The 12,572-nt window shown below is 68.1% G+C and carries 11 protein-coding genes; 8 read left to right on the forward strand and 3 right to left on the reverse strand.

The window, feature by feature from the left end:
* The first annotated feature begins 56 nt into the window (after positions 1-56).
* Genes ACWIGI_RS22485 through narI form a run of 4 tightly spaced genes read left to right on the forward strand, consistent with a single transcriptional unit; the run spans position 57 to position 6,773 of the window.
* Complete coding sequence (locus tag ACWIGI_RS22485; protein ID WP_454204394.1) at positions 57-3,743, forward strand: nitrate reductase subunit alpha; 3,687 nt, start codon at positions 57-59, stop codon at positions 3,741-3,743.
* Positions 3,740-5,404: a nitrate reductase subunit beta gene (gene narH, locus ACWIGI_RS22490; protein WP_454204395.1), complete on the forward strand. Its 1,665-nt coding sequence runs from the start codon at positions 3,740-3,742 to the stop codon at positions 5,402-5,404. The genes ACWIGI_RS22485 and narH overlap by 4 nt, the downstream gene beginning before the upstream one ends.
* Positions 5,401-6,039, forward strand: a complete 639-nt coding sequence (narJ, locus tag ACWIGI_RS22495) for a nitrate reductase molybdenum cofactor assembly chaperone (protein WP_454204396.1) — start codon at positions 5,401-5,403, stop codon at positions 6,037-6,039. The genes narH and narJ overlap by 4 nt, the downstream gene beginning before the upstream one ends.
* A gap of 2 nt (positions 6,040-6,041) precedes the next feature.
* On the forward strand, positions 6,042-6,773 hold the full coding sequence (gene narI / locus ACWIGI_RS22500) for a respiratory nitrate reductase subunit gamma (RefSeq protein ID WP_454204411.1): 732 nt from the start codon (positions 6,042-6,044) through the stop codon (positions 6,771-6,773).
* A gap of 82 nt (positions 6,774-6,855) precedes the next feature.
* Here narI and ACWIGI_RS22505 read toward each other — a convergent pair whose 3' ends face one another.
* The gene (locus ACWIGI_RS22505) at positions 6,856-7,239 is read right to left on the reverse strand and encodes a hypothetical protein (protein ID WP_454204397.1); all 384 of its coding nucleotides are present in this window, start codon (positions 7,237-7,239) and stop codon (positions 6,856-6,858) included.
* 224 nt (positions 7,240-7,463) lie between these two features.
* Between ACWIGI_RS22505 and ACWIGI_RS22510 the strand changes: the two genes are divergently transcribed.
* Together ACWIGI_RS22510 and ACWIGI_RS22515 are read left to right on the forward strand one after the other, a co-directional pair.
* Positions 7,464-7,895 (forward strand): pyridoxamine 5'-phosphate oxidase family protein, encoded by a 432-nt coding sequence (locus ACWIGI_RS22510; RefSeq protein ID WP_454204398.1) that lies wholly within the window; start codon positions 7,464-7,466, stop codon positions 7,893-7,895.
* 59 nt (positions 7,896-7,954) lie between these two features.
* A complete protein-coding gene (locus ACWIGI_RS22515; RefSeq protein ID WP_454204399.1) occupies positions 7,955-8,437 on the forward strand; it encodes an NUDIX domain-containing protein in 483 nt (160 codons plus the stop codon).
* Between the two features lie 110 nt (positions 8,438-8,547).
* On the opposite strand, the gene ACWIGI_RS22520 is transcribed toward ACWIGI_RS22515, so the two are convergent.
* Both ACWIGI_RS22520 and ACWIGI_RS22525 read right to left on the reverse strand, forming a co-directional pair.
* On the reverse strand, positions 8,548-10,140 hold the full coding sequence (locus tag ACWIGI_RS22520) for a HEAT repeat domain-containing protein (RefSeq protein WP_454204400.1): 1,593 nt from the start codon (positions 10,138-10,140) through the stop codon (positions 8,548-8,550).
* 22 nt (positions 10,141-10,162) lie between these two features.
* A complete protein-coding gene (locus tag ACWIGI_RS22525) occupies positions 10,163-10,756 on the reverse strand; it encodes a GyrI-like domain-containing protein (protein WP_454204401.1) in 594 nt (197 codons plus the stop codon).
* Between the two features lie 68 nt (positions 10,757-10,824).
* On the opposite strand from ACWIGI_RS22525, the gene ACWIGI_RS22530 reads away from it, so the two are divergent.
* Together ACWIGI_RS22530 and ACWIGI_RS22535 are read left to right on the forward strand one after the other, a co-directional pair.
* Positions 10,825-11,274 (forward strand): hypothetical protein, encoded by a 450-nt coding sequence (locus ACWIGI_RS22530; protein ID WP_454204402.1) that lies wholly within the window; start codon positions 10,825-10,827, stop codon positions 11,272-11,274.
* Between the two features lie 197 nt (positions 11,275-11,471).
* Positions 11,472-12,530 carry a ParB/Srx family N-terminal domain-containing protein gene (locus ACWIGI_RS22535; protein WP_454204403.1) on the forward strand — a complete coding sequence of 353 codons (1,059 nt, stop codon included), beginning with the start codon at positions 11,472-11,474 and terminating at the stop codon, positions 12,528-12,530.
* The last annotated feature ends 42 nt before the right edge of the window (positions 12,531-12,572 follow it).

The following is a 12,572-nucleotide window of genomic DNA, read 5'->3' on the forward strand; positions in this document are numbered from 1 at the left end:
CGAGTGGCCGATCGTGCGGCGGTGACGTCGGCGGTCATCGTGGGAAGGCGGGTTCGATGGCGCGGAACAGCGGTTATGCGCTGGACGGCGAACTGACCGAGGCTCTCATCAAGTCCAGGAGATTCTTCACGCGCACCGAGATGTCGCCGGACCTGCGCAGCGAGTACCTCCACGGCGGGCGCGAGGCCGACGACTTCTACCGCGACCGCTGGTCGCACGACAAGGTGGTGCGCTCGACGCACGGGGTCAACTGCACCGGCTCCTGCTCATGGAAGGTTTTCGTCAAGGACGGCATCATCACCTGGGAGACCCAGGCGACCGACTACCCCTCGACCGGACCCGACCGCCCCGAGTACGAACCCCGCGGCTGCCCGCGCGGCGCGGCCTTCTCCTGGTACACCTACTCGCCGACCCGGGTGCGCTACCCGTACGTCCGGGGTGTGTTGCTGGAGATGTACCGAGAGGCCAAGAAGCGCTTCGGTGATCCGGTGCTCGCCTGGGAATCGATCGTGTCGGACCCCGAGCTCTCGCGCCGCTACAAGAGCGTGCGCGGGCGCGGCGGCCTGGTCCGCGCGAGCTGGGACGAGGCGGTCGAGTTGATCGCGGCGGCACACGTGCACACGGTCAAGCGGTTCGGGCCGGACCGCATCGCCGGGTTCTCGCCGATTCCGGCCATGTCCATGACCTCCTTCGCGGCGGGCTCGCGGTTCATGTCCCTGATCGGCGGGGCCATGCTCTCGTTCTACGACTTCTACGCCGATCTGCCGGTGGCCTCGCCGCAGGTGTTCGGCGACCAGACCGACGTGCCCGAATCCGGGGACTGGTGGGACGCGGGCTATCTCATCATGTGGGGCTCCAACGTTCCGGTGACCCGCACCCCGGACGCGCACTGGATGGCCGAGGCGCGCTACCGCGGGCAGAAGGTCGTCTCCATCGCCCCGGACTACGCCGACAGCGTCAAGTTCGCCGACGAATGGGTCGCCCCGCATCCGGGCACCGACGGTGCGCTGGCCTTCGCCATGGGACACGTGCTGCTGCGCGAGTTCTTCATCGAGCAGCAGGTGCCGTATTTCCAGCAGTACGTGCGCCGCTACACCGATCTGCCGTTCCTGATCCGGGTCGAGGAGACCGCGAACGGCTTCCGCCCCGGCAAGTTCCTGACCGCAGCCGACCTGCCCGAGTTCGCGGGCGAACCCAACGCGGCGTTCAAGACCATCTTCCTGGACGGCGCCGGAAAACCGGTGCTGCCCAACGGTTCCCTGGGCTTCCGCTACGGCGACGAGGGCGCGGGTAAGTGGAATCTGCAACTCGGCGACGTCGAGCCACTGCTGAGTATGGACGGCGAGCGGTCGGTGCCGGTGACCCTGCCGCGCTTCGACACCGGCGACGGCTCGGCGGCGGAGCTGCGGCGCGGGGTCCCGGTGCGCACGGTCGGCGGGCATCTGGTCACGACCGTCTTCGATCTCATGCTCGCGCAGTACGGCGTGCACCGCCCGGGGTTGCCGGGGGAATGGCCCACCGGCTACGACGATGCCACCCAGCCCGGCACCCCCGCCTGGCAGGAGGCGATCACCGGCGTCGCACCCGAGGTCGCCGCCCGCATCGGACGCGAATTCGCCACCAACGCAGCCGAATCGCGCGGCCGGTCGATGATCATCCTCGGCGCCGGCACCAACCACTGGTTCCACTCCGACACCATCTACCGCACGTTCCTGGTGCTGACCACCCTCACCGGCTGTCAGGGCGTGAACGGCGGCGGCTGGGCACACTATGTCGGACAGGAGAAGTGCCGTCCGGTCACCGGCTGGGCGCAGGTCGCCAACGCCCTGGACTGGACGCGCCCGCCGCGCCAGATGATCCAGACCGCGTACTGGTACCTGCACACCGATCAGTTCCGCTACGACCCGTTCAGCGCCGACGCGCTCACCACCACCGCGGGCAACGGCAAATTCACCGGGCGCTCCACCGCGGATCTGCTCGCGCAGACCGCGCGGATGGGGTGGATGCCCTCGTTCCCGACCTTCGACCGTAATCCGCTCGATCTGGTGGACGAGGCCGAGGCCGCCGGGGTCGCGCCCGCCGATCACATTGTGGCGCAGCTGAAGTCGGGGGAATTGGGTTTCGCCTGCGAGGACCCGGACGATCCGCAGAATTTCCCGCGGGTGCTGACCATCTGGCGTTCGAACCTGCTGGGTTCCTCGGCCAAGGGCAACGAGTACTTCCTCAAGCACCTGCTGGGCGCGGACTCCTCGCTGCGCGCGGAGGAGGCTCCGTCGGGTTCGCGGCCCGTCGAGGTGCGCTGGCGCGATCAGGCCCCGACCGGCAAGCTCGATCTGCTGCTCACCCTGGACTTCCGGATGACCAGCACCACCATGTTCTCCGACGTGGTGTTGCCCGCGGCCACCTGGTACGAGAAACACGACCTGTCCTCGACGGACATGCACCCGTTCGTGCACTCCTTCAGTCCGGCCATCGCCCCGCCGTGGCAGACGCGCACGGACTGGGACGCGTTCATGACCATCGGCAAAGAGTTCAGCAGGCAGGCCGCCCGGCACCTGGGCGTGCGCAAGGATCTGGTCGCCACCCCGCTGCTGCACGACACCCCCGACCAGATGGCCACTCCGCACGGTGTGGTCCGGGACTGGAAAGCCGGTGAGTGCGAACCGATTCCGGGCGTGACCATGCCGCGGCTGACGGTCGTCGAACGCGATTACCCCGCGGTCCACGCCAAGATGCGCGCCATCGGCCCGCTCCTGGACACGCTCGGCGCGACCACCAAGGGCATCACCTACCGGGTCGAGCGCGAGATCGACTATCTCGGCAGGCACAACGGCATCGTGCACGGCGGCCCGGCCGACGGGCGGCCCTCGCTCGCGCGCGATGTCGACGCCTGCGAGGCGATTCTGGCGCTCTCGGGCACCACCAACGGGCACCTGGCGACCCAGGGCTTCCGCACCCTGGAACAGCGCACCGGCACCGCGCTCGCCGATCTGGCCGCCGAGCACGAGGGCAAGCAGGTCACCTTCGCGGACACCCAGCGCGCGCCGGTTCCGGTCATCACCTCCCCGGAGTGGTCGGGGTCGGAGAGCGGGGGCCGGCGGTACTCGCCGTTCACGCTGAACGTGGAGCGGCACAAGCCCTGGCACACGCTCACCGGGCGGCAACACTTCTACCTGGACCACGATTGGATGCAGGAGGTCGGGGAGGGGCTGCCGGTGTACCGGCCGCCGCTGAACATGACCGCGCTGTTCGCCGAACCGCCGCTGGGGTCGCAGGACGCGCAGGGTTTGACCCTGCGGTATCTGACCCCGCACTCCAAGTGGTCGATTCACTCGGAGTACCAGGACAACCTGTTCATGCTGAGCCTCTCGCGCGGTGGTCCGACCATCTGGATGTCGAACCTGGACGCCGCGAAACTCTCGATCTCGGACAACGACTGGATCGAGGCGGTCAACCGCAACGGCGTGGTGGTGGCCCGCGCGGTGGTCTCGCACCGCATGCCCGAAGGCACGGTGTACATGCATCACGCGCAGGATCGGCTCATCGACGTCCCGCTCGCGGAAACCTCGGGAAAGCGCGGCGGCATTCACAATTCGCTGACCCGCCTGCTCATCAAGCCGACCCATCTCATCGGCGGCTACGCGCAGCTCTCGTTCGCCTTCAACTATCTCGGCCCGACCGGTAACCAGCGCGACGAAGTGACGGTCATCCGCCGTCGCAGCCAGGAGGTTCGCTACCGATGAAGCCCATGGCACAGATGGCAATGGTGATGAACCTCGATAAATGCATCGGGTGCCACACCTGCTCGGTCACGTGCAAGCAGACGTGGACCAATCGCGCGGGCGTGGAGTACGTGTGGTTCAACAATGTGGAAACCCGTCCCGGACAGGGGTATCCGCGCACGTACGAGGATCAGGACAAGTGGCGCGGCGGGTGGTCGCTGGATCACAAGGGCCGGTTGAAGCTGCGCGGCGGCGGGCGGATGCACAAGCTGTTCACCATCTTCGACAATCCGATCCTGCCCGAGCTGGCCGACTACTACGAGCCGTGGACCTACGACTACGAGACGCTCACGACCGCGCCGGTGCAGCAGAACACCCCGGTGGCGCGGCCCAGGTCGCTGATCAGCGGTAAGGACACGAAGATCACCTGGTCGGCCAACTGGGACGACAATCTCGGTGGCGCACCCGAACTCGCGCAGTCCGATCCGATCCTGAAGAAGGTCGGGGACAAGGTGAAGTTCGAGTTCGATCAGACCTTCATGTTCTATCTGCCGCGGATCTGCGAGCACTGCCTCAATCCGGCATGCGCGGCCTCGTGCCCGTCGGGGGCGATCTACAAGCGGGAAGAGGACGGCATCGTCCTGGTCGATCAGGATCGGTGCCGCGGCTGGCGGATGTGCGTCTCGGGCTGCCCGTACAAGAAGGTGTTCTTCAATCACCGCACGGGCAAGGCCGAGAAATGTACGTTCTGCTTCCCGCGGCTCGAGGTCGGGCTGCCGACGGTGTGCGCGGAAACCTGCGTCGGGCGGCTGCGGTACATCGGGGTCATGCTGTACGACGCCGACACCGTCGCGCAGGTGGCGGCCACGCCCGACGAGAAGGATCTCTATGCCGCGCAACGCGATGCGTTTCTGGATCCCTTCGATCCGCAGGTGATCGCGGCCTGCGAGCGGGCGGGCATGCCGCGCGACTGGGTGCGGGCGGCGCAGGATTCCCCGGTGTACGCGCTGATCCGCAAGTACCGGGTGGCGTTGCCGTTGCATCCGGAATACCGCACGGTGCCGATGGTCTGGTACATCCCGCCGCTGTCGCCGGTGGTGGACGCGCTGCGCGATACCGGGCACGACGCGGAGGATCACGGCAATCTGTTCGCGGCCATCGAGGCGCTGCGGATTCCGGTGGAGTACCTGGCGGAGTTGTTCACCGCCGGGGATCCCGAACCGGTGAACGACGTGCTGCGCAAGCTCGCCGCCATGCGCAGCTATATGCGCGACATCAATCTCGGGCGCGAGTCGCGGCCGGAGATCGCCGAGCGGGTCGGGATGAGCGAGCAGGAGATGTACGACATGTACCGGCTCCTCGCCATCGCCAAATACGAAGAGCGGTACATCATTCCGTCCGCGCACGCCGAGCAGGCGCACGGGCTCGAGGAACTGGCGACCGACTGCAGTCTGGACTACGACGGCGGGCCGGGCATGATCACCTCGGGGCCGTTCGGCGAGAGTTCGGGGCAGCCGACGCCCATCGCGGTGGAGAACTTCCGGATGCTGCAGGACCGGCAGACCGCGGACTCGTACGCCGGGGTCGAGGGCAGCGGTCGGGTGAACCTGTTGAACTGGGACGGGCGCGGTACACCCGAAGGACTCATGCCGAGCGACGAGGGCGGGAGGCATCGCCGGTGAAGGTGCCGGAGTCCGTGCGGGCGGGCGCGTTTCAGGTGCAATCGCTGTTGCTCGCCTATCCCGACGAGAGTGTGCTGGACGCACTGCCGATGCTGCGCCGGGCGGCGGCCACGCTGCCGGCGGGGATCGGCGCGCCGTTGCGGCCGCTGCTGAATCATCTGGAGAACACCGATCCGGTGGAGCTGGCGATCGAGTTCGTGGACACCTTCGACCATCGCAAGCGGTTCAGCCCGTACCTCACGTGGTTCCTGTACGGGGACACCCGCAAGCGCGGGATGGCGCTGCTGCGGTTCAAGCAGCTGTACCGGGCCTCGGGGCTGCTGCTCGAGGACGGGGAGCTGTCCGATCATCTGGCCGTGGTGCTCGAATTCGCTTCCGCGTACCCGGTTCCTGGGCAGGAGCTGCTCGAGGAGCATCGGGCCGGGATCGAGGTCATGCGCCGGGCGCTGCGCGAGGCCGAGTCGCCGTGGGCCGGGGCGCTCGATTCGCTGTCGGCGACGCTGAAGCCGTTGCGCGGTGACGAGCAGGAGGCCATCGCCCGGCTCATCGCCGAGGGGCCGCCCGGTGAGGACGTCGGCCTGGAGCCCTTCGCGCCACCCACCTACATGCCGCAAGTGATCGGAGGCCGTCGATGAACCTGAGCGCCAAGGATGTTCTGCTGTGGGTCGCTGTGCCGTACGCCGCGCTCGGCATCTGCGTGGTGGGGCTCGTCTGGCGCTACCGCTACGACAAGTTCGGGTGGACCACCAGGTCCTCGCAGATCTACGAGAACCGGCTGCTGCGATTGGGCAGCCCGCTGTTCCACTACGGGATCGTGTTCGTGTTCCTGGGACACGTTGTGGGCCTGGTGATTCCGGAGTCCTGGACCGAGAAGATCGGCATCAGCGAGCACATGTATCACACGGCGTCCTACAGCCTGGGCGTCGTGGCGGGCGTCGCGACGGTGGCCGGCCTGCTGATCCTGATCTACCGCCGGCGCACGGTCGGCCCGGTCTTCTCCGCGACCACCCGCAACGACAAGATCATGTACGTGCTGCTGGGCCTGACCCTGGCCCTGGGGCTGGGCGCCACCCTCTACGGCAACCTGACCGGCAATCCGCACAACTACCGCGAGGATGTCTCCCCGTGGTTCCGGTCGATCTTCTATTTCCAGCCGGAACCCGAGCTTATGGTGAACGCCCCCTTGGGTTTCCAGCTCCACGTGCTGTCGGCCTGCGCCCTGTTCGCCTTCTGGCCCTTCAGCCGCCTGGTGCACGTGTTCTCGGCCCCCGTCGGCTACCTGACCCGCCCCTACATCGTCTACCGCAGCCGAGACGAGGCGACGATCGGCACCCACAAGACCCGCCCGGGCTGGGAACGCGTGCAGTAGTCGCTTTCCACACTCGATGGTCGCCCCGGACCGGCTTTCGGATGATCCGAAAGCCGGTCCGTCGTTTTGTATCGAGCGCCGGTCAGTATCGGATCTGATCGAATCGCGCACAGTAGTCGGCGGGCAACGTCGCCTCGTTCAGCAGCAATATGCCGGTCAACACGATCAACGCGAACCCCGCAACGGTCACCAGTATCGGGACGGCCTCGCTGAATCTCTCCCAGGCCGGCGACGTGCGCAGCAGCCGGTTCGAGCCGACGGCGATCATCCCGGCCACCAGTGCGATGGTCACCATCGCGACGAGCCCCGAGGCCCCGAGAAACAGCAGCCAGAAGGCCGACCCGCCGTCGAGGTCGTGCACACAGTCGATAACGCTCCCGACCATCCGGTCATAGGTGATCCACGCGGCCCCGACCCCGCCGATCGGGTACAGCGGTATCACCCACGCCGACCACCGCCGCCCCACCGGATGAAGTTGCTCCCCAAAGGTTCTCGCCGTCTCCACCCGGCCACGCTGTCACACGCCCACCCCGCCACCCGGTTTCCCCACGAGATCCGCGAAGGATCCCGACACTTCCTTCACGATTCGGTCACTCCAGTCGATGTTCCCGCGCGGACGTTGCGAAACATACGGCGCGCGAGCGCTGTTGGAGCCGAATACGTGCACACCAGCTGGAAAGCCGAGGTCTCATGCGTTCACTCGATCAGGCGGAGCTCGACGCTCTCCTGGACCTCGATACCGTCGCTCATCTGGCGACGATCGACGAGGAGGGATATCCGCACGTCACGCCGATCTGGTTCGTGTGGGCGGAGGGAACCTTCTACCTGACCAGCTTCGCCGGCCGTCCGCATGTGCGTCGAATCGCCCGTAACCCCCGGGTCGGGCTCGTCATCGACACCGAGGGCGAGCTGCGTTCGGACGGTCAGCGGCCGAACAGGCAGATACGTGTGACGGGTGACGCGGTGGTGTCCGTCGACCAGGATGGCCTGTGGACCAGCCGTATTCGGCGCAAGTACATCGGTCCGCCCGGGGAGGCGCTGGCGGCGCCCGGGCATCCCGGTCGCCCACGGGTACTGCTGGCGGTCACTCCCCGGAGCGTCACCGCCGTCGCGAGTGTGTAGCGAGGGCCGTGTCCGATATCGGCCGTGGCGGTGCGAAGCGCTGGATAGTGTTGTGGCCCATGGAGTCCGATAGACACGAGTACATCGCTGGGTTGCCGCGGAAGCGGATGGGGGCGGGGGCGGTGTTCGTGGACGAGGGGGACCGGGTGCTGCTGGTCGAGCCTACGTACAAGGAGCATTGGGAACTGCCCGGTGGGGTTGTCGAGGCCGATGAATCGCCGTTGGCGGCGGTCGTCCGGGAGGTGGGGGAGGAGCTGGGGCTGGTCGTTCCGGTGGGGAGGCTGCTGGTGGTGGACTGGGTGCCGCCGGGGCGGTATCCCACCGACGGGGTGATGTTTCTGTACGACGGGGGCGTGCTGGGCGTGGAGCAGACCGCGGCGATCGCGCTGCAGGAGGCGGAGCTGCGCAGCTGGGCCTGGTGCGATGAAGGCGAGGCGGCGGAGCGGTTGCCCGCGTTGCTGGCCCGGCGGGTGGCGGCCGCGCGGGCGGCTCGGCACTCGGGTCACACCGGCTACCTCGAAAATGGTTTCGCCACAGCGTGATACGAGGGCATTGTGCTCGCAATCCGGTCGGGGCCCATCTGTGTGAAACGCGATGTGGCGGCGTCGACTCCCGCGTGCGGTGGGTCGGCCCTCGCCCCGGTTGCCGTGAATCACCGGCCGAGGGCGGCCGCGAGATACAGGTTGTCGACGTTCCGTAACTGTCGCCGGCCGGGGATCCGCAATCCGGCCTTTCCGCAGGCCTCCACCAGAAGGACGTGGACTCCCCAGGTCAGTAGGGGCGGCTCGGCCAGTAGGTAGAGCAGCGGCTCTATGCGATCGCCGAGCTGTTTGATGGCTTCGAGGCGAATCGCTTCGCGAAGATCGGTGCGCGCCAGTGCGATCAGCCGTTCGTCGAGCGCACCGGGCGGCGTGTGGACGGCACAGGTGGCCAATGCCTCGTAGCCGGCCGTCCCGGCGACCGCACCGGACTCGACCAGATTCCAGGTGAACGCGGCGACCTCGCGGGAAGCCGGCACGTAGCGCAGGTAGTAGACGGCGGACTTGCGGACGCCTGCGTTCCGGTCACGGGCCAGCTCGAGCAAACGGTCGGTCGCGTGCCAGTTCGCCAGGGCGGCACAACATTCGGCTCGCACCGCCGAGTCCGGGTGTGTGGCCAGGTAGGCCGCCAGGCCGGGGCGATCGGAGGCTCGCACCCCACTCCAATCGCGGCCTCGCAGCATCGCGAATTTCGGCGCCCACGAACCATCTGGATCGGAGAACATGCCGATGACTTCGGCCGCGGGTGGCACGGGCAACTTGATCGGGGGTGGCCCGGGGGACCACGGATCCGGTTCGACATCTCCGTTCCCGAGCAGGTCCACGACCGGCTCGATCCACCCTGCCAGGGACGACCGTTCGGACTCGAAACCGGCAAGCAGGTAATCCTTGGCGTCCCCGGCCATCACCGCACGCTCGCCTTCGCCCTGCCCGATCTCGTCGAGCAACCGCAGCGTCGCCCGGCTGGGGTAGTAGCGCAACGTGTCGATCGCCGCGCACGCGACGGCTTCGTCGTCATCGGCCGCGGCCCGATGCAGGCCGGGTTCGGCGGCAACCGGCTCGTCCCACAGCAGTGAGTCGGCGGCGGTCCGCCGGACGGCCGGATCGGGATGCGCCAGCCCAGCGATCTTGTACTCCTGCCAGCGCGGCTCCTCGAAGCCGAACTGGAGTCCGATGATCGCGTCGCGGTGGAGCACGTGGTTCGGGTCGCGGGCCACCGGTTCGATCAGATCGGCCTCGTCGTGGGTGGCCTCTCGGATGATGAACGCGCGCACCAGGTCATCCCCGGACGCCCACCACTCGCGCAGCTCACCGGTGCCGGGTACCGACGCCGCGTCCGACAGCACCTGCAACGCCGCCTGCCGCACCGTGTCCGGGCGGGTGCGATCCCGGCCGATCGCTATGAGCGCCGGGACCGCTCGCGGGTCTCCCGACCAACCGAGTGCGTGGCCGATCTTCCCGGCGATCGGTTCGCCGGCAGCGGTATCGGTCAGCTCGCGTATCAGGTCGAATGTCGCTGACCGGTCCTGATCTCGAGCGATTCGATCGAGCTCGTCCTCCGAATACATCCGCACATCCTGTCCGAGCGGCGCGCAGGAAGCTATTGAATTCGGTAGGGGTCTGGGTGCGATCCGTCGGGGTTCGATTTTTCGTGCCCCTTCGGCGTTCCCGTGGCGGAATCCCGCCGGATGAGCCCGATCGTGCACGGAAATACGGGGACAACCCGACTCAGGCGGCCCGCACCGGGTAGCGGATGAGGGTCTTCAACCGCTCCGGTGCGACCCGGCCCGGAGCCGAGAGGTAGATCTCGTGGTGCCTGCCGGCGATCGTCCTGCCCTGTGCGGCAAGGAAATCCATCAGCCGATCGCGGGTCGGGGGCTCGGTCGCGTAGGGGCCTACGTGCAGGATCTGGCCGCACTCGCCTTCGGCGAAGGACTCCCAGCGCACCTGATCCACGGGGAGCTCCGGCTTCTTCTTCCCGGTCACCGTGAACGCCTCCGCCACCACCTCCGGTGTCGCCTGCGGTGGTTGCTGCAGCATCATCGTCCACGTCCAGTCCGACCTGTCCGCGCTCGGGCCGCCGTCCCACTGGCCGGAGAGCGGGGGTACGGAATAGATCACCGTGGCCGCCGACTTCAGCAGGGCGCGAACCCCGTAGGCGACCGAGTACAGGGCGCTCACCGCCGCCGCGTACTCGGGGCCGTCCGGATCGCCTTGCCCGTCGATCATCAGGTAGGGCAGCTCCGGCACGGTCAGCAGCACCGGCTCCGGGCGTGCGGCGTACAGCTCGCGGTACTGCTTCTTGAAGTCCAGTGTGTCCATGGGGCGAGTATCGGCCCTCCAGCGACGGGAGGGTCAACGCCACGACGGACGATCGATACGGTGGGACCATGACCGATTCGCCGACGCCCATCACACACCCGCAGCTGGGGGTGTTCGAGCGCGCACACACCCGGCTCGCCGACGGGCAAGTGCTACAACATGACTGGTACGAGGGCCGGGCGCCGGGCGCGAGCGACCAGCTGGAGCTGATGCTCGAGACACCCGACCACGACCGGGCACGCGCGTTGCTGCCGGTGCTCGCGGGCGCCGTCGGGGCGCTGCCGACGCTGAGGCGGGTCGCCTCGGACGCGGTCGCCCACGCATTCGGGGAACCGACCCCGCAAGAACTCGAGGAGGCGGCGGCGGACCTGCGGGTGGTCACCGTCGCGGCGCGAACCGACGGCACGATCGTGCTGCACCTGGACGACAGCTGCGGCGAGCACTTCCTGGACGGCTACTGGCCGGCGGTGGTGCTGGACTCCGCGTTCGAGGTACTCGAGGTCACCGTCGAGGCCTGATTCGCGCGGGCGCTCGCCGGAGAGAACAGCCACTCCCGGATGGACCCGGACAGGGCGGCGCACGAAATCCCGAGTGAGCGCTTGTTCACCAATTGTTGGCTCGCGGAACAGCATCCGGCCGCGCGCGGCTCGCCGACCCGTCACGTGCCGTGGTCAGGGTGATGCGGTTTGTGTGTTCAGCAGGATGTGAGGTTTCGATGAGCAGTTCCACACGTGGGCGGACCAGGTGGGCGGCGGCGGTCGCCGGCGCGGTCGTGGCGTTGACGAGCGCGGTGAGCTGGGTCGCGCCGGGCGAGGCCGCGGCCGCCGCCTGTGAGAGCGTCTCCACCGGATCGGGCGGACTCGGCGGCTCGAACTACGGGTGCGCCAAGGCCGGGGATCTGCTGGACGTGCGGATCGGCGATGTGCTGCCCACGCAGCCCTCGCTCGGGTACGACGAGGTCTACTACAAGCTGGGCCGGTACACGCTCGGCAAGGACGTGATCAACAAGAAGTTCGACGACTGGTGCGAGGCCAACGGCCAGGGCGTGGCCGCGTCCGCCGCGGCCGGCGCGAAGCTGAGCGACGCCTCCTCGTTCCAGTGCGAGATCGCGGTCGGGCAGGAGACCGCCGACAGCATCGCGCCCATGAAGACGGTCGTGATCGGCCCCGGCGGGCAGGCGTATCTGACCGACGGGCATCACACCCTGACCTCGTTCCTCGAGACCCCGGACGGTGGCGCGAACGCCCATGTGCGCCTGCGGGTTCTGGACAACCTGAGCGCGCTGTCGCACCAGGACTTCTGGGAGCGCATGCGAGCGAACGGCTGGGTATGGCTGCAGGACGTGGCGGGCAAGCCCATCCAGGTCGGTCAGCTGCCGCGCGCGCTGGGGCTGGCCAATTTCGCCGACGACAAGTACCGCAGCCTCATGTACTTCGGGCGCGACATCGGCTACGAGGCGGGCACCATCCCGTTCCAGGAATTCTATTGGGGCGCATGGATGCGCGACGCCAACGTGGTCGGCGACTGGAACCGCAACGACCCCGCCGCCTACCTGGCAGCGGTCAAGACGGTGACCGAGCAGCAGGTCGCCCTCGGCGCGGGCACGGTCGTCGCCGCGGGCAAGACCGCCGGTGAACTCGGCGTGCTCGCCGCCTGGAACGACGGAAAGGCCGCCACCAAGGGCGAGTTCGCCAAGCTCTCGGTGCCCTACGCCGAGGCCAAGCCCGGCAAGATCGCCTACGCCGTCGAGTACCGCCTGCGCCACAAGCGCTGACGCCGATCGCCGCGGTGCCGCCGGAGCCGTACGGGCTCCGGC

It is taken from the genome of Nocardia sp. NPDC055321 (assembly GCF_053645575.1).